The organism is Thermomonas carbonis, from assembly GCF_014396975.1.
In the GTDB taxonomy this organism is placed as follows: domain Bacteria; phylum Pseudomonadota; class Gammaproteobacteria; order Xanthomonadales; family Xanthomonadaceae; genus Thermomonas; species Thermomonas carbonis.
The window spans coordinates 2275440-2293451 of sequence record NZ_CP060719.1 but is presented as its reverse complement, the minus strand read 5'-3'; the positions used below and the strand labels follow the sequence as shown (position 1 = coordinate 2293451).

Here is an 18012-nt window from a genome sequence, read left to right as displayed (position 1 = left end):
CCTCGATGTACATCTTCCGTCGCCGCATCACACTTCTCCTGCCCCAGGATAGGGCTTGGCTGAAGCGTCGGTGGTGTCGGGTGGGGCCCCGGGCACCGGATGCTAGAGTCTCTACCGCCGTTTCAGCCAACCATGAAACTTGCTTGCAGCGCTGTCCGTCAGTATCGAGTTGATCGTCAATTAGTGAAGAGGTCTGTCTGAAGCACTTGTTGGTCTGCCGCGAATACCCCCCCGCTGCGTATCCCCCGGGTGGCATTGGTACTTATGTGCGGCACATCGCCGGCCTGTTGGCCGAGGCAGGCGAAACCGTGCATGTCGTTGCTCATCGATGGGCAGGCGCATCCAAGGCATGCGAGGAATCAGTCCATGGCCGCTTGATCATCCACAGGATTGCATTCGATCAGCCTGTGTTGGATCGGTTTTCTCCGTCGAACGCCGACCGTGACCCTCGAGCGAGACGGGCAATGACTACCTCCACCTTTCCAGCCCAGGCTTTCTCCTGGCAGGTGGCGCTGCTGGCGGAAAGCCTGATCCAGGCCGAGGGAATCGACGTCATCGAGGCGCAGGAATGGGAGGCGCCGCTGTACTACCTACAACTGCGGCGACGGCTTGGACTCGGTCCGGCCAGGCACCCCCCATGCGTGGTGCACCTGCATTCCTCGACCGAACAGATTTTCGCGGCCAATGCATGGGATACCAGTGTCCTGGACTACGCACCGGCCGCGAGTGCAGAAGCATTCTCGATTGGTGCCTGTGATGCCTTGTTGTCACCCAGCCGTTTCATTGCCGAAGAAGCCATGCTTCGCCATGGAATCCAGAGCTCGGACATCACGGTCTTGCCCTATCCGATCGGTGACGCACTGCCGTTGGAGCGTTCCTCGCGGGTCTGGTCCGGCCGATCGATTTGCCATGTAGGAAGACTCGAGCCGCGCAAGGGCGTGATCGAGCTGGCGGATGCGGTTGCTGCCATCGCGGTCGAATACCCCGATTTGAGGATCGACTTCGTCGGTGGCGATACGCCGATGGAGGTCACCGGTGGACTCGGGGTAGGTGAGGCGATACGCAACCGGGTACCGGCCCACGTGCGCAACCAGTTTCGATTTCATGGCTCCTGTGACGCGGTCGGAGTGGCGAACATACTGGCCGGTGCCTGTGCAGCGATCGTTCCGTCTCGATGGGAGAATTTTCCCTACAGCTGCATCGAATCCATGGCCAGTGGATTGCCGGTGATCGTCTCCCCGAACGGGGGCATGCGCGAATTGGTAAGCGACGGCGTCTCGGGTTGGATCGCATCCGAGGCATCTCCGCCCGGGCTGGCCGGCGCACTGCGGCGAGCATTGGCATCGTCTGGCCCCGAGCGCGAGCGTATGGGTCGGGCTGCTCGCTCGGCGGTTACCCGCACATGCGATAACGCCGAGGTGGTGCGCCGGCACCTGCAGCTGAAGGATCGGCTGATTCGCAAGCACAAGGGGCGAGGAACACTCCCACTGTCTCGAGCCTCCGCTCCCGCGGCAGACATCGTGAAAGGGCGTTGCACAGGGCACTCCGACGGCCCTGCCAATCTCGGCGTGGTTGTGAGCGTCCGGGGACAGGGGGAGCGGAGCCGCTTGTGGCTTCGCTACGCGCCCAGGATCTTTCACCGAACGCGGTCAGCATCGTGTGCCTTGCGGCTTCACACGTGCTGGCAACACACGTTTCCGAACCCGGTTGGGAAATAGTGCGTGCAGAGGGGGGGGCTGACGGCCGTGCAGAAATGGTTGCAGCAAGGAAAATGCTGGCCCACCACCCGAGCTTGACCGCCATCGCTTTTCTGGATGCCCGCGTGCATCTTGACGACGCCTTCCTGTCGACCTCTCTTGGTGCGCTTGAGCAAGATTCCTCCCTCGGCATGGTGGGCGCGTGGATGCTTGCCGATCCCGATGCAGATCGCATTCTTGTCCCGCCCTTGCCGGCACGGCCCGACCTGGGCTGGGGCGGGCATTTCGAGCCCTGCGTCCTGGTAAGAGCCGAAGCCTTGGCGACCGCCATTCGCGCGGCGGGCGACACCGGTTCGGGTCTGTCGCGCCGCGAGGTTCTCGACCAAGTGGCCAGCTCCGGCTGGGGGGGCTCACGTACCCGGCCGCGCTGCTTTCGATCGTTCCGGGCTCTCTCGCCCAGGCCAACTTCACCGATCCGGCGCGATTGTCATTGATGGCGCGTGCCATACGAAACATGCATACACCGCTGGCGCAGCGAATTCGCGAATGCAGCCCTGCAGAATGGCGAGCGCTTAGCCAACGGGTCCTGCGCGAGCCGACCGTGTCCTTGCTGTGGCTGGGACGATGGCTCTGGTTCCGGATCAGCAGGGCCTGTTCCACATCGGCCAGGCATTGCGAAGCGGTCGGCTGCGACCAGGGCGGGAACATGCGCAAGGGTCCAGACCAATGACGGATGCAGACAACAGCTTCCCCGGTGCAAATCCCGGAGTCGTGACGCCTTTGGTCTCGGTGATCGTGGCGGCATTCAATGCCGAGCGATTCATCGAGGAGACCTGCCGGTCGGCGCTCGCCCAGACCTATCCGGCCCTTGAGGTGATCGTCGTGGATGACGGCTCGATCGATGGAACGGCCGCAGTGGTTGCCGCTCTCGCACGGTCGGACAAGCGCTTGCGGCTAATACGTCAAGCCAACCTGGGTGTCGCGGCCGCGCGAAACAAGGCGATTGCGGCAGCCAATGGGGAATTTCTCGCGCCGCTCGACGCCGATGACCTCTGGGATCCGACCAAGATATCGCGGCAAGTATCGCGCATGCTGGAGGCTGGCGAGGATACCGGGCTGGTCTATTGCTGGTGGGCCTGGATCGATACTGACAATGTAATCCTGGATCGATCGCCACGTTGGCGAATCGAAGGGCGCATCCTGCAGCGCCTGGTCGAGATCAATGTGACTGGCAGCGCTAGCGTGCCGCTGTTTCGCCGATCCACGGTCGAGCGACTCGGTGCTTATCGTTCCGAGTTGCGTGCCAGCGGGTGCCAAGGGTGTGAGGACTGGGACCTCGTGCTGCGGGTGGCCGAGCACTGTCACGTTGCGGTGGTGCCAGAGGTACTGGTCGGGTACCGGCGTAGCGCCGAGAGCATGTCCAGCGATTACCGGGCAATGTGGCGATCCCGCCATGAAGTGATGAGCGCTCTCGCCGCTCGCCAAGCGTCCATTTCCAGAGAGATCCTGCGCAGATCCCGAGGGCAGTTCGCCCTGCACATCGCGGGCATGTCGTTCTGGTCCCGGGACTACCTGAAGGCATGCCGCTGGGGACTGCGCTCGCGGCCGCTGAATCTGCTGTTGGCGGTACTGCCACATGTATTCGAATTGATTCTGCGTCGCTGGATGCGATCGGGTCCGGTCCCGCAGCGCCTGGTCGCCGACCGCGGGAATTTCGAGCGTCATTGTCCCGCGGATCCGCAGATTCCCTACGACCGGATCTATGCCCGCCATTGGCACCGTCACGATCGTGGCTGACGTGATCGGAACACTCAAATCTGTCCTCCTGGGTGCGGCCCACGAGTTCATCATCCTGCGGTTGCGGCTGCGCGCCTGGCTGGACACGATCGGTCGACCGCAACGACGCCCAAGGGTGATGACCACTGCGTGCTGGACCTTTCCAGTCTATTCGCAGACGTTCGTGCATCAGGAAGTCCAGGCCTTGGCACGCGCGGGCTTCATGGTCCTGTTCCTGTACGCACGACTTGCGCCGCGGACTGACCTGGCGCCGTCCTGCGAGTCGCTGTGGAGCTTGAAGCAGCGCATCATCCTGCATCGACGTACGGGTGCGCGAGACCTCGCCCGGTTCCGCCGCCGTCAACCCGCACAGGTCGAAGCGCTGGTGCAAGCGCTGGTGCAGGCCACAGGCCTGACGCGCGAGGTGCTGGAGCAAAACGAGCACTTCCTGCAGGCCTTTTCATTCGCAAGGGCGGTGCAGGCATGGAAAGCGGATTATCTGCACAGCTACTTCTTTTACGAACAGACATTGTTCGCCTGGGTCGCGTCGCGGCTGCTAGGCATTCCCAGGGGTGTCAGTTGCTACGCCGATCACATGTTGGACGATTACGGATTGAAGGCCGTGCGCCTGCATCTGCAGGACTGTGCGGTGGTGGTCGCGACCTCGCGGCGCATCGCCGAGGAGCTGGAGCAGCTCCATCGCGCACCCTTGCCGACCTTGGTGGTCAAGCCAAACGCCATCGACACGGCGGAATTCCTCACCGGAGAGCGACTGCCGCGTCAGGCCGATAAACCGCTTCGCATACTCAGCGTCTGCCGCATCGATCCAAAGAAGGGAATCGAATTCCTGGTGGAGGCAGTCCGTCTGCTGCTGGACAACGGCCTGGCAGTGGACGCCAGGATCATAGGTGCGGCAGACGCGAATTCGCCGGTGGCAAGAGCCTATGCGCTGAATCTGCGGTCACAGGCCACCGAGCTCGACATCGATCAAGCGGTGACGTTTCTCGGCCAACGAGGCAGCCGTGACATTCATCGCGAACTCGCCGAAGCGGATATCTTCGTCGCGCCATTTGTCGACCTGCCGAATGGCGACAAGGACGGCATCCCTACCGCCATCCTGGAAGCGATGGCGTCCGGCTGCGCCATCATCGCAACCGATGCCGGCTCGATCGTCGAAGTCATCGAAGACGGCGTCCACGGCCTGATTGTCCCGCAACGCGACGCGGCTGCACTGGCGTTCGCCGTGCAGGCGTTGGCCCGTCATGACGGGCTGCGCAGCCAGCTGGGCACCAACGCAATCGCTCGCGTGCAACGCGACTACGATGTTCACACATCGGAATTCGATTTCCATCGTCGGATACGTGGCGCGATCCTGAAGCATCGCGACACACTTGGACACTTGGCAAACAGGCCATGAAGATTGCGCTACTTTCCTTCGAATATCCGCCCGAGACCGGTTTCGGTGGTATCGGCACCTACACTTGGCACCACGCACGGGCGCTGCGCGAACTCGGCCACGAAGTCCACGTTCTGGCAGGTGCCAGCGAGCCCTCCCCGCTCCGGAGCGAAGACCAGGAGGGCGTGCAGGTCCACCGCTTCTGGGCTGATGGCCTGGTGATGCGAATCCTCGCCCGGGCCGGCTCGTTTCGCTGGTGGTGGACGCAACAACGACTGCAGAATGCCTGGAGCATGTTCCAGGGCATGCGCGCCTTGCTGCGCAACCACCGCTTCGACATCCTCGAGATGCCCGAATGCGGTGCCGAGGGCGCCTTGATCACCCGCTGGACGGGCGTACCCACCGTCGTCCGCCTGCATTCTCCTTCCGCGCTGATCATGCCCTACTACGATGTGCGCCAGGCGGATACCCTTATGTGCTCGGCGATCGAGAAGCGGGCCATGATCGCTGCGACCGCCATGACCGCCTGCTCTCGCTTTGTCGCCGAGCAGGCCAGCCAGGAACTTGGCATCGCCCGCTCCTGCCAGGTCATTTCCAATGGGCTTGACCTGGGATGGATGGACCGTGCCTTCGAGCCCCGTGATGTCCACGCCCGCCACGGACTTCGGCGAGGTGTCCCCACCATCGTATTCGCCGGGCGAATGGAAAAGCGCAAGGGCATCGCGCTGATGAACGAGATCGCGACGTCGATACTCGAGCGATTCGACGTCAACCTGGTACTTTCTGGCGAGGATCTTTTCGGCCACGTAGGCACTGACCTGCTGCCGCGCCTAGCCGCACGACGCCTGAAGGGATCGGTTCATGCCGTCGGCAAATTGCCAATGGCAGATCTCCGGGAACTCGTGCGCACCGCTGACGTGGTGTTGCTGCCCAGTCTGTGGGAGAACTGCCCCTATTCCTGCCTGGAAGCCATGGCAGCGGGCCGGGCGGTGGTCGCTTCCAACCAGGGCGGCATGCCGGAGATCATCCGCGACGGCGTCGATGGCTTGCTAGCGGATGTCGGCGACGCCCCCGCCTTTGTCGCCAGCATCGAACGGCTGATCGAGGATGCCGAGCTGCGTTCCCGGCTTGGACGGGAAGCCCGAAAGACGATCGAACGTTCGCACGACGCTTCGCGCCTGGCGCAGGCCGCGGTCGCCATCTACCAAGGCACGCGCAGCGCAGCGCCATGAGCCAGTCGCTTCCGGCGGCAGTGCGTGCATGGGCCTTGGCGGTGCATCGTCGGTGGTTTCGAGCATCCGCGGACCCAGTGCAAGAGGCATGCCCGCCCCCGGATGTCCAGGTGATCGCGGCAGCAACCACCTGGACCGTCAACGGCGTCAACGTTTTCTCCGCCAATCTCGTGCGTGGACTGCTGGAGGCGAATGTTTCCGCACAGGTACTGCTGACGGAACACGACTCCAGGCTCATCAACACCGACGAGGCGTTGATGCCACGTCCCGACGGCGTGCCTTTTCAGGAGTTGCCCGTTGGCTACTCCCAGGGCTGGGGGGCACACTGGGGGCACATGGTGCGCCTGCTGGAAGAGGCCGCGCCCTGCATCTACATCCCCAACTCGGACTGGCGTCATTCGATGGTCTGCCCACGGCTGTCCGAGAATGTGGTGGTTGTCGGGGTCGTCCACAGTGACGATCCACTGCATTACGACCATGTGCAGCGCCTGGGACGCTACTGGAATGTGATCGTCGCCGTCAGCGGGGCCGTAGCACGACGTGTCGCCGAGCTGTGTCCCGAGCTTGCCGACCGGATCATCACCATCCCGATCGGCGTGAACATTCCCCCGTCACGCCCTGTCCGGAACCGCTCCGCCGGCGTGTTGCGACTGATCTATCACGGCGTATTGAAACAGCATCAGAAGCGCGTACTGGATCTCCCGAAAATCGTCCAGCATGCCCTGGACCTCGGCGTCCCGGTGGAGTTGAGCATCGTGGGGGCGGGACCTGACGAAGCAGCGCTCCGGGACGCCTGTAATACGCTTGTAGAGCGCGGGGCCGTCAGGTTTCTTGGTGTGGTTTCACCCGACTCCGTGGCAACCCTGTTGGAGCAGCATGATGTCTACCTGCTGGCCTCTGCCTTCGAGGGCATGCCCAACGCCTTGATCGAGGCGATGGGCCGGGGCTGTGTCCCGGTCGTCAGTCGTATGGAGAGCGGCATTCCCGAACTCGTAGACGACGGCATCAACGGATTCATGGTGTCGGTCGGCGACACGATAGCCTTTGCCGAGCGCCTGCAATTCCTCTGGCAGCATCCTGAACGCCGGGAACAGATGGCAGCCCATGCCCATGAAACGGCGCATGGCGGGGGGTTCCGGGTCGAGGACATGGTCGCCGCCTACCGGCGTGTGTTCGCTGACGGGTGGCAAGCGGTCCGCGAAGGGCGCTTCATCCGAACGCGCGAGGCGCTGTCACCGCCACCTCGGGAAGTCGCTGGCATTAGTCTGTTCCCGGTCGAGTTGACTCATCACGAAGGTGGCCTGGGTGACTTTCCTTCAGTCGACGACTGCGAGGCTTACATCCTGGCGGTCGCGGGCACAGCGAAGGTCGCGAGCAGCGAGCAGGGACGGCGACGCCAGCGCGTCAGCGCACGCAGACCAGCCCGGACCCTCGAGGGGCTTCCCGTATTCGTGTCAGCCCCGGCCTGGACCTGCAATGGTGTCAATCGATGGTCGGAAGACTTGGTGCGCGGCCTCCGCAAGTCCGGACTTTCCGCACGGATTCTGTTGACCGAAGAGTCCACGGGCCTGGTCCATATTGACGAACCACGGCTTGGCCGCGCCAGCGATATACCGTTCCAGGAACTGATGCTGTCCGGGCAGGAAAACTGGGGGGCACGCTGGGGCGCGATGATCCGGACATTGGAGGCGGCGGCGCCCTGCATCTACATCCCCAACTACGACTGGAGACATTCCAGTGTCATTCCGGCGCTATCAGATCGCGTCAAGGTCATCGGCATGGTGCACGAGGCCAGCGCTCTGTACACGGAGCACGTGGCGGGACTTCGGGATTGTTGGGATGCTGTCGTGACAACCGACCTTGGGCTCTCACGCCATCTGCGGCAACAGATACCAGGTATCGAAGACCGCCTTGAGATGATCGAGAACGGGCTGGATTTTCTTGTACCTCGGCTCGAACGAGCGTGGGCGGTCGACGCGGGTGTGGGTGTGTCGATCGTCATACTGGGGGCGGGACTGCAGCACGGCGAGCACGGCTGGCTGCCGCGGATGTTTTCGGCGATCGCGACCTGCATGCCGGGATCCCGAATCGTCGTCATCGACCCGACAAAGGCCTGCCAACCCGAGTTGCTGGCGATGGGCGCGCAGATTGTCATCGAGCCCAATCGTCAGCAATGGCTGGCGCTCTGCCGGGGCAATGACTTCGTCGTAGCTGGCCCGGGGAACACCGAGCTGCGCCCGCTGGTGCTGGAGGCGATGGGCAATGGCTGCATCCCACTTTGGATTGGTCCTTCGCCTCCAAGCGATTGGCTGATCATCGACGGCAGCAGCGGACTAGTGGCGGCGGACGGGAATGTCCACATCGCGGCGCGTCAGCTGCGCTCGTTGATCGAGGACCCGATGCGCCGCCGGGAAATGGCCTCCTGCGCGCATCGCATGGTGCGCAAGGCTTCGACACGCACCGAGCAGATGATCGATCGCTATCTGGACCTGTTCGTGCGGCTGATGCTCGATCCCGAGGCTCGAGGCTTCCGGCGCCTGCCAGGACCCATCCGCCCTCCGCCACCCCGCGTGGCGGGATGCTCGATCTTCCCGGTGGACCTGCCGACTTCCACTGCCTTCGGGAGATTCCCCAGTGCCCAGGATGCCCGGCGATTCGTCAAGGAAGCCGGGTCGTGGAATCGCCTTGCCTGAGGTGGCTTTCCGGATCGCCGCGCGCCAGATGGCGCGGATCAAGGTGCGGTGCCAGGGAGTGGCAGGGCCTGACCTCCAGTGGCCAAGTCGGCTTCAACAGGCGTTGCCGGTTGTCAGATCATCGAAGCAACCGTTAGCCTCGGCGGAACCTGGGGCGAGCCCGACTCGCTAACGTGAGATCGACCTTGCCGGCGCACGCATGAACCTGCTCCACATCCTCCGCCGGCTGCGAGTGCATCGAACGTGGACTTACAAGGGGCCTTTGCTGATGGCGGGCCCCTATTGCGTGCTCGCAAAGAGTGGAGCGCCCGCGGCCACCGCGTTCGCGGCCGTGCTCGGGGCGATGCTGACGATCATCGGGATCGCCGGACTCGCCTACCTGATCAATGACCTGTCCGACCGAGAGTCGGATCGCGCGGCACGCAAACCGAACTGCACTGAAGGATCCAAGCCCGCGTCAGTTGCCCTGGCCGCGCTGGTGCTAATGCTGGCGGCGCTCCTGCCATGGTTCACGATCCTTCCGTTCGGGCGGCTCCCTGCTGCGCTACTGGGCCTTGAGCTCGCGCTCTTCGTCGTCTATGCCCTGCCCCCATTCCGCTTGAAGGAGCGCGGGTTCCTCGGTCCCATGACCGATGCGGGTTATGCCTATGTCATCCCGGCAATGCTGGCGTCGATGACGTTCGCTCGCATCGGCGGTCTCGAGCCTGGCGAGATCAACCTGCTGCTGCTTGCACTGGTCGCCTGGCAGCTGCCGCTGGGCCTGCGCAATATCATCCTTCATCAACTCGATGACGAGGGCAACGACGCCATCAGCACCACCCGGACCTGGGTGCGAGACCTTGGCAGGACACGCGCGATGACAGTGACCTCACACGTGCTTGTTCCCCTGGAAATCGGCGGCTTCTTCTTCTTTTGCGCTGCGATCTTTGGCGTTTCCCCGGGCGTGCTGCTGCTGTACCCGGCATTCCTCGGATTGACTGTCCTGGTGATCAGGCACTCCTGGCGTCGGGCGCTGCCTGCGACGCTGCAGCAGGCCTCGATCCTGTACCTGAGCGACTACTACGATGAGTGGATCCCGGTGATTCTCCTGGTGACGCTCGTGGCGATCGACCTCCATCACCTTCCCTTGCTGATCCTCCACCTGGCCGTGTTCCGCAAGAATGCCGTGAGGACGGTGATTCGCGAATTCGGCATCGTGACCGCACGGGTACGGGGACTGTCGTGAGGCCACGGGTTTTTCTTGCGAGTCCCATTGGCGTGTCTTCCGGGACAAACCTGCTCGGGCATTTCCTCGATCACTACCGTCGCCTTGGGGTGGATGAGTTCCTCCTCACCCTGCATGCGGAAGCGTCGGATCCTCGTGCGCAGGACATGCTCGACATCATGGCGAGTCATGGGATTTCGCCACGCCTGCGTACTGCCGAATTCAATACCCGCCTCAAGCTTGAGCGGTATCGCGCGCTCATCGGGGAGCATTGCCGGCCCGAGGATTGGATCCTGTACGCCGACATGGACGAGTTCCATGCCTACCCCGTCGCGATTCATGAGTTGCTGGCCAGCTGCGATGCGGCAGGGTATCGGTTCGTCCGCGGACGGATGCGCGACCGCCTCGCCGCCGGCGGCCAATTGGTCCCGATGCGACCCGTTCCGTCGCTGTGGGAACAGTTTCCGTTTCGCGCTTCGGTGACCTCCAGGATTCGCCAGGGCTGGGACCGCAAGGTGTGTGCCGCGAAGCCCGATGTCGTCTTCGACGAAGGCGGGATGCATTGCTTGGCGTATGGCCACGACAGGTCGACCAACTACCGGCTCACCCATCTCGATGCCCGTGGCTTCCCGAACCTGGTCGATATCGATCATTTTGCCTGGGACGACACCTTGCTGAAGCGGATCGAGACCAAGCTTGCCGGGCTTGGTGGTGATTCCGATTCAACCGATGACCCGGTGGTGATGGCCGAATATGAACGTGTTCGTGTTCACCTGTTGGCGCACGGAAATATCGCCGCCGACGATTTCGAAGTCGCCCCGCTTCCGACACATCACTATGAAAGGTAGGCATCAGGAATGCAGGTTCAGCCTGGATCGCCTGACCGCTGCGAAATCATCCAACGAGGCCGTTGATGCCGGAATCCCCTGAGGTCAGCGTGATCGTGCCGGTCCGCGACGGTGCCGATCATCTACGACGTGCGGTTTGCTCTGCGCTGGCGTCGGTTCACGTGGGCGAGGTGATCGTTGTCGATGACGGCTCCACCGACGGCAGCTGGCGCGAAGCCCAGTCGCTTTGCCTCGACCAGCGCGTGAAGCTGCACTGTCATCCGGGGCATCGAGCGCTTGGGGTCTCGGCGTCCAGGAACCTCGGGATCACCGTCTCGCAGTGCGAGCTGGTGGCGTTCCTGGACGCCGACGATTACTACCTGCCCGGGCGATTCGAGCACGCCGTGCCGATCCTCGCTGCAGACAGCACCATCGACGGCGTCCATGAGGCCGCGGGAACCTGGTGGGCGACGCCGGCCCTCGAGTCCTGGTGGCTCAGGCACTACAACGCGCGCGTGTTGAACGGACTGCATCGCAGCGTGGCGCCCGAGGACCTGTTCCGTTCGATCGTAGAAGGCAACAATGGCTGGCTGCATACCTCCGCGATCACCGTCCGCCGGCGCCTGCTGGAGCGCACCGGTCCGTTCGATCCGGAGCTCTCGATGTGCCAGGACAGCGCGATGTGGCTGAAGATGGCGGCTTGTGGAAAGCTGGTTGCCGGTCGACTCGACGAAGCTGTCTCGGTCTACGTCGTGCACGGGGACAACCGGGTCCTCAGGCAACGCGCGCTGAAACAGCATTTCGAAGACCTAAAGGACGAGATCGTCTGGCGCTGGCTGCTGGCTCGCCCTGGCCTTCATTCGGCCAAGGTCGTGCAGGGCTGCCAGTTGGTCCGAAGGCGACATGCCCGCGCTGCCGATGCTGATTCCGCGTGGCGATCGGTCGCCACGGAGTACCCTGCCATGCTCGACGACGCAAGCTTTAGTCGGTTGAAGGTCGCGCTTGCCGAGGGCACGCTCCCGACGCCCGGCGCGGCGTGCGCGGAATCGCTCAACCCGCCAGGCGCGAGCAAGCACAATGTTGGTGCATGACGCTGGATTCGGCTCAGTTCAATGGCGTTATGCGGATTTGGGCGAATTCGGCCGCAGGCAGGCCCGGCCCCGCTGGAACGCACAGCTCCGCGCATCCAGCACTGCCAGGTCCGAAGCGTCGAGCCATAGCAGGCTGGTTACTGTTCGCTATTGGCCATGGTCAAGAGGGCTAGTTCGGGGAACACCGACGCAAATTGTTCGCCACGCAGGTAGTCGAGGGCAGCCGTTCGTTGGAGGAATGCAGGAATCAGTTGCGTCGCCGATGAGGCGTCGATGTAAGCCGACACGTTCTGCCATTGCTGCAGGACAAACTTCGCTTGTGCACCGTGATCGCCGTTCGCTCCGCGCTGCAGCCACGCCAGGTGGGTGTCGATGCGTGCGCGTGCCAGTGCTTTCAGCGCCGGCGGCAGGATCTGGATGTTGTACTCGGCGGGACGCACCAGCAGCGACGGGATCAGATCGAAGCGCTCGATCAGTCCCGATTCGATTGCTTCGCGATCGAAATCGGGAAGGTGCAGCACATTGAATACGCTGAGTGCCGGGGTGATCAGGAACTTGACATGCGGTGCCTCCGCTCGCAATCGCGCGCGGTTTGCGATTACATCGATCCAGCGCTGGTTGCTGCGCTGGTATTCGCCGCGCGCGCCCATCCCGTCGAGGCTGGCGGAGATGGTGACGTCCGGGAATTGGCGCCACAAGGCCACCGCGTCCCAGTGCTTGAAGCCGAGCTGGGAAAAATTGCTGTTGTATTGCAGTCGCAACGCCGTGTTCCCGACCTCAAGCAGCAGCTCTAGGAACTGGTAGTGCTCCTCCATCAGCATCGGCTCGCCACCGGCGAAATAGACCTCCTTGAGCTCCGGCGCCAATGCCCGTAGCTGCCGCCAGAGCTGCTCGACGTCGTCAGAGCACGTGATTCGAGCAGGCGTTCCCCGCGCGACCCAGCCCAAGGCAACGGCGTCGTTGTGCCAGGCCGAGCTGGATGCGGGCCCACAGATGCGGCAACGAAAGTTGCAGTGATTCGAAAAACGCACATCGACATAGACTGGCGCTGGCGCTGGTACCGAGACGACTTGCTCGGCACGCACCTGCCTTGACTCTTCGGCGTATTTTTCATTCGTGATGCGCCGCAGGCTTACCCAGCCTGCCGCTTCCTTGTCGTAACAACCCGTGCAGCGTACATCGCGCTGCCCCGCTCGCATGCGTGCGCGAAACTCCTGCATCTGGTCGCCGTTCCAGATGGTCGATATCGATTGCTGCTTGATATTGCCGAAGCTGAGCTCCGGCGAGGTGGGTGCCGCACAACAGGGTGTCACTGCCCCGTCGTGGGTCACGTGCAGGTGCACAAACGGCATGATGCAGAACGCATCGGTGGATTCGAGCGGCGCGTCATCCGTGCGCATGATTTCGGGCATCCAGTGGGCGTCCGGCCAAGCCCGGTGCAAAGGGCCGTTGGCGCACAAGCCGTGGTCAGTCGTCCTGGGACACAACCAATCGGATGCTCGCGTCACGACCGGTCATCCGCAGCGCGCAGCGCATCATCTGCTTGCAATACGGCAGGCCATTGACCCCGCCACGCAGTGTGTAAAGCGCGCTCCCATCCCCGCGGTCACGCGTCGTCCTGGGATCTTCATCGACGTACGGATCGGTCACCTCGTAAGCGGTTCGGGAGTAGGCATCGTCCAGATACACATCTGCGGTCCACTCGCGGGTATTGCCCACCATCTCGAACAGACCAAAATCGTTGGGTGGATACGAGGCGACCGGGACGCCGAAGGAATCCTCCCAATTGCACAAGGTCTCGTCGGGCGGCTGGTGCCCCCAGGGATGCGGTGCGCCAGCGAGCCCTCCGCGCGAGGCATATTCCCACTCCGCTTCGGTGGGAAGTCGATAGCGCAAACCATCGCGCTCGGTGAGAAATTCGCAAAAGGCGAGTGCGTCCTCCCGGGTGATCTGCGCAATGGGCACGTCGTCCGCAAGCCGATCCCCAGGCGTCGGAACCGCTTGCGGACGGAACTTGCGCCACAGGCCGCGCGTGATCGGCCAGGCCGACATCAGGAAGGGTTTGCTGATGGTGACTTCGCGCAGCGGCAATTCGCGCGGAAACAGCGCCGGTTGCCCGCCCATGATGAACACGCCGGCGGGTATGCGAACCAGCGGCAGGCCGCTGGCGCTCCAGAGATAGCGTGGATCCTCGCGCATCTCGTGAATACGCCGTTTGCGCACCGCTTCGAACGGGCTGGAAACCGGGAAGTCGATCCCCAGTTGCGGCTGCGGCGCGCCTTCGAGAAATGGATTGCGCCCGATGACCCAGTTCTCGGCAGACAGGCGGCTGTAGCGGGCCTGATGCCGGATCGGATGGGTGGCGTGCGTCTCGACGACTTCGGTCAACAAGGCGTTTGCGGCCACGAAATGACCCGCGTGTTGATGCGCCCAACCCAGCAACGTGGTGGCGGTGGCGACACCATGGGGCCAGTCGTCGTGTTGCGCCAGCCAGTCCTGCAGAGGCGCGATCAGGCTGCTGCGCTCGCCTGCGCGCCATCGAGCCTGCAGGTCGGCCAGGCGCTGCTGTTCTGGCTGCGTCAGGTCGTAGTAGTGGTCGGAAAGTGGATCGCCCTCGGGCGCCAACTGCGGATGCGCCCTCAGCGTCGTCATCAGGAAGTCGAACGTCTGCTCCGGGGTAGCATCGAAGCGCAGTCGGCCGACCACCTCTTCGTCCGGGTTCAGTACGAACAAGTCCGGCGGCAGGCAGCGCTGTACCGGGTCGGTGTATTCGCGCACGAAGGTAATACCGGCAGCGTCTGCGCCATGCCCGAAGGATTGCATGCTGAATCGCAGCGGGACGAAGGCACTGGCAATCAGGGTCGAAACGTTAGGGTCGGCAAGGCTGACCGCGCGGGTATGAAACGCGGCCGGGCACCAGTTGTCTTCGGTGTCGTATCCCTGCCCGGTAGGCTTCAATACGACCATCCGACCTTTCGACTTGGCCGTCGCAAGCGCAGTGGCGATGTCGCCCAGCCATTGGGGCTCGACGGCTTGAACGGGGGTCAGCGCTTGCATTTCTCAGGCTCCTCAAACAGCAGTGGTGGAAATTTTCGAAGGTGGCCCCGTTCGCACTCAATTGCGCAAGCGCCGGCCGTCAACACCGTTGAACCGACTTCAGCTTGCCTCGATGCCACCGCCGATGCGCTCGACGACATCGTGAGGGCTGAGCGTGCCCGGCTCATAGGGTGGCAGTACCGCCACCGGTTCGCCAGCGGGCGGTCTCATTGCGGTCTGATCGCGCACATTCGTGAATCCATAGATGAAATCATCAGGCGGGTGGTACACGGTGAGCGGCGACGCGGCGTCGCGCTGGAAGTAGATGTGCAGCGGTACTTCCCTGGGAAGCACCGAGCAGCCCAGCGCCACTCGCGGTGCGTTCGACAGGTTTGGAGGGGAGCCGTGGATGACGCGATGGTAGAACACCGTTGCCATTCCCGCTGGCCCACTCACCTGCCGCATGCGCTCGCGCAGCGACGCTTCCACGCCGCGCAGGTTCGGGAAAAGGAGGCCTGGCCCGCGCACGTGATTTCCCAGCTGGTGGCTGCCTGGTACCGCCCAAAGGCCGCCATTGTGCTCGTCGACATCGTGCAAAGGCACCCAGAGGTTCAACGCGGTATGGCGGGTTTCATCGACCACGCTCCAATCCTGGTGGATCGGAAACGTGGTGTCCTGCCCCGGAACCTTGACGATGAACACTGGCGCGACGAGCCTGCAATCCTTGAACAGGCGCTCCATGGCCGGTCGCAGCAGTCGCTGCAATTCCTCGCGGATGTGCGCCTTGTACTCGGGATCGGAGCACCAGATGGTCATGTGGATGCCATCGTGCAACTGCGGTACCTGACCTCCCGGGTTGACGGCATAGTAAAGATCCCGCACAGCCTGCAGCTCTTGTGCATCCAGCAGGGGCAGCGTGACCACGCCATCCTTCTCGAGACGGTCATGCCAAGCGCGGCTTCGAAACAGGGAGTCCATCGCGGTCGCGCCTAGGGTACGGGTTCGGGGATCATGTTGCAGGACTCTGCCGAAGCAGGCGGCATGGCCTGTACCGCAGCCACCCCGTGACGGCTGCAAACGGCGCGGAACTCGGCTTCGTCCATCGGCTCGAAATCAAACCGAGCGTGGCCAACAACAGTCCCGGACACTGGTCGCTCATGGCAGTGCTGCAGGAAGTTCGGGTAGTTCAGCAACCAGTCGGCACCTTGCTCGAATATCTCGATGGGCGCATCGGCCAGTCCCGGCTGCTTGAAGCACACCTGGAAGTCTGCCTGCGCCGGAAAAATGCCCGAGACGATGGCGTCGCGATTGCGCGCCGAACGATTGGGAAGCGAACAGTGCACCAGTCTGTTGTCGAAGATGAGCGCTTCACCCCTCCGCATCGGAATAGGCCGCAGGTACTCGCGTACGACGTGCTTGATGGGCGCAAACGGAAACGGGAACGACACGCCTCGATAGGGCGAGAAGAACCGATGACTGCGTGGCACCAGGCACAAGGCACCGTTGTCCTCGTCGACGTCGCACAAGGGTGACCACAGGCTCAAAGGCGAGAAGCGGAACTCGTCGAGCGTGGTCGAGTCCTGGTGGACTCCGAACTCGCTGGCCAGCCCGGGCGCCTTGATCACGAACATGTTGATCACGTTGCGGTAGTCGACGAAGTGCTTCTCGAAGATCGGTCGCATGATCGCGGCAACCTGGTCGTGGACCCGGCGCCTGTAGCCCAGATCCTGCGAGTAGACGCTGTAGAACATGCCGCCATCGGCAGGCTGCACGCGATGCTCCCGATCACCGATTGCCTGAAGTTCCTCCAGCTCTTTTTCACTCCACAAGCTGACGACGGCATAGCCTTCGTCATGGATGCGCTCTGCCAGTCCGGCATCCCTGAAAACGGTGTGGCGGACTGGTTTCCAGCCAGGGCGCGACGGTTGAGCCGGGAGATAGTCGTTCATGGCTTGCTCGGGCGATGTACGGAGGATGTTGCCATTGCGGCATCGATGAGCGACGCCAGCTGATCGAGATAGCGCTGTCGGGTGTAGAAGTTGCGTACCGCCCCGGCAGCCGCCCTCCCCAGTCCGGCTGCCAATGCAGGCGCAACTGCCAGGCGGCGCAGCGCATCGGTCAGGCCGGCAACGTCGAACGGATCCACCAGTAATCCGTGGACCTCGTGTTCGATGACGTCGGGGATACCGGCATGCCGTGACCCGATCACGGGGATTCCGCTGGACATGGCCTCGAGAACGGCCAACGGCGTGCCTTCGCTGTCCCCCGAGGGCGTCGTGTGGCTGAATTGAATCAGTGCACGCGACGAGCGCAACTCCGCGGCCACGTCATTGGGCGACAGCACACCCAGCCAGCGGACCTGCCCGGCTATCCCCAGCGCTCGCGCCAGCATCTCGCCCGACTCGCGCAGTGGTCCGGTGCCGATAATTCGCAGCGTGCACTCGGGATGGCTTCGAACCAGCCCGGCAAATGCAAGGAGGGCGAGCAAATGCCCCTTTTTCTCCACCTGCCGCCCAACCATCAGGAAATCCGGCCCGTTGGCTGCAGGGTTGGCACGGGCGAAAACGTCGGTGTCGACGCCGTAGGGGACGTAATGCAGACGCGCCGGAGGCGCTCCCATCGCGGCAAGCCGGGCATGCATCTCGCGGGAGACCGCGATCACCGAATGAGCCTGTGCGAACAATGCACGATAGCGCTTCCCGTAGCTGGAGAGAATCTCCAGGCGCGAGGCATCGTAGCCGTGGAAGTGGACCAGCAACGGCAAGGCGGCGGACTCGCACGCAGCCATCATTTCCACCGCGCAAGGTCCGAACTGGGCGAGCACCGCACCAACCTTCTGCTCGACCAGGTAATCGGCGATGGCTTGCACGCGCACCCAGGGATCCTCGTTTTCCCCCGGGAAGGCATAACCCGGGCAATCCGGACTCGCCGCCCGATGCGTGGGCAGGTTTCCCCCATACAGCAGACGGATCGTGTACGGCAGGTTCGCAATCTGCTGATGGATGAAGGTTTGCGAGTAGACCTGCCGGTCCGGCGAGGCAATGGCCACCACAGTCATGG

At 63.2% G+C, this 18012-nt stretch carries 14 protein-coding genes; 9 read left to right on the top strand and 5 right to left on the bottom strand.

From position 1 onward, the window contains the following. Positions 1-266: 266 nt before the first annotated feature. From H9L16_RS10570 to H9L16_RS10530, 9 genes are all read left to right on the top strand, one after another. Positions 267-1718 (top strand): glycosyltransferase family 4 protein, encoded by a 1452-nt coding sequence (locus H9L16_RS10570; protein WP_187551665.1) that lies wholly within the window; start codon positions 267-269, stop codon positions 1716-1718. Positions 1719-1792: 74 nt separating this feature from the next. After that, positions 1793-2191, top strand: a complete 399-nt coding sequence (locus H9L16_RS10565) for a hypothetical protein (protein ID WP_187551664.1) — start codon at positions 1793-1795, stop codon at positions 2189-2191. Between the two features lie 232 nt (positions 2192-2423). Then, the gene (locus tag H9L16_RS10560; RefSeq protein ID WP_187551663.1) at positions 2424-3494 is read left to right on the top strand and encodes a glycosyltransferase family 2 protein; all 1071 of its coding nucleotides are present in this window, start codon (positions 2424-2426) and stop codon (positions 3492-3494) included. Next, positions 3460-4890, top strand: a complete 1431-nt coding sequence (locus tag H9L16_RS10555) for a glycosyltransferase family 4 protein (RefSeq protein ID WP_187551662.1) — start codon at positions 3460-3462, stop codon at positions 4888-4890. The genes H9L16_RS10560 and H9L16_RS10555 overlap by 35 nt, the downstream gene beginning before the upstream one ends. Then, complete coding sequence (locus H9L16_RS10550) at positions 4887-6101, top strand: glycosyltransferase family 4 protein (RefSeq protein WP_187551661.1); 1215 nt, start codon at positions 4887-4889, stop codon at positions 6099-6101. The genes H9L16_RS10555 and H9L16_RS10550 overlap by 4 nt, the downstream gene beginning before the upstream one ends. Positions 6102-6211: 110 nt before the next feature. After that, positions 6212-8794, top strand: coding sequence for a glycosyltransferase family 4 protein (locus H9L16_RS10545; RefSeq protein ID WP_187551660.1), 2583 nt, complete (start codon positions 6212-6214; stop codon positions 8792-8794). 199 nt (positions 8795-8993) lie between these two features. Then, the gene (locus H9L16_RS10540; protein ID WP_187551659.1) at positions 8994-10019 is read left to right on the top strand and encodes a UbiA family prenyltransferase; all 1026 of its coding nucleotides are present in this window, start codon (positions 8994-8996) and stop codon (positions 10017-10019) included. A 32-nt stretch (positions 10020-10051) separates the two neighbouring features. After that, a complete protein-coding gene (locus H9L16_RS10535; RefSeq protein WP_187551658.1) occupies positions 10052-10846 on the top strand; it encodes a glycosyltransferase family 2 protein in 795 nt (264 codons plus the stop codon). A 65-nt stretch (positions 10847-10911) separates the two neighbouring features. Further along, positions 10912-11916: a glycosyltransferase family 2 protein gene (locus H9L16_RS10530; RefSeq protein WP_187551657.1), complete on the top strand. Its 1005-nt coding sequence runs from the start codon at positions 10912-10914 to the stop codon at positions 11914-11916. Between the two features lie 137 nt (positions 11917-12053). On the opposite strand, the gene H9L16_RS10525 is transcribed toward H9L16_RS10530, so the two are convergent. From H9L16_RS10525 to H9L16_RS10505, 5 genes are all read right to left on the bottom strand, one after another. Beyond that, positions 12054-13328, bottom strand: a complete 1275-nt coding sequence (locus H9L16_RS10525; RefSeq protein WP_187551656.1) for a twitch domain-containing radical SAM protein — start codon at positions 13326-13328, stop codon at positions 12054-12056. A 55-nt stretch (positions 13329-13383) separates the two neighbouring features. Continuing rightward, positions 13384-14973 carry a formylglycine-generating enzyme family protein gene (locus H9L16_RS10520; RefSeq protein WP_187551655.1) on the bottom strand — a complete coding sequence of 530 codons (1590 nt, stop codon included), beginning with the start codon at positions 14971-14973 and terminating at the stop codon, positions 13384-13386. 99 nt (positions 14974-15072) lie between these two features. Continuing rightward, on the bottom strand, positions 15073-15930 hold the full coding sequence (locus tag H9L16_RS10515; protein WP_187551654.1) for a phytanoyl-CoA dioxygenase family protein: 858 nt from the start codon (positions 15928-15930) through the stop codon (positions 15073-15075). 11 nt (positions 15931-15941) lie between these two features. Beyond that, the gene (locus H9L16_RS10510) at positions 15942-16901 is read right to left on the bottom strand and encodes a phytanoyl-CoA dioxygenase family protein (RefSeq protein ID WP_187551653.1); all 960 of its coding nucleotides are present in this window, start codon (positions 16899-16901) and stop codon (positions 15942-15944) included. After that, entirely contained in the window at positions 16898-18010 is a 1113-nt protein-coding gene (locus tag H9L16_RS10505; protein WP_187551652.1) for a glycosyltransferase, read from the bottom strand. The genes H9L16_RS10510 and H9L16_RS10505 overlap by 4 nt, the downstream gene beginning before the upstream one ends. Positions 18011-18012: the final 2 nt, after the last annotated feature.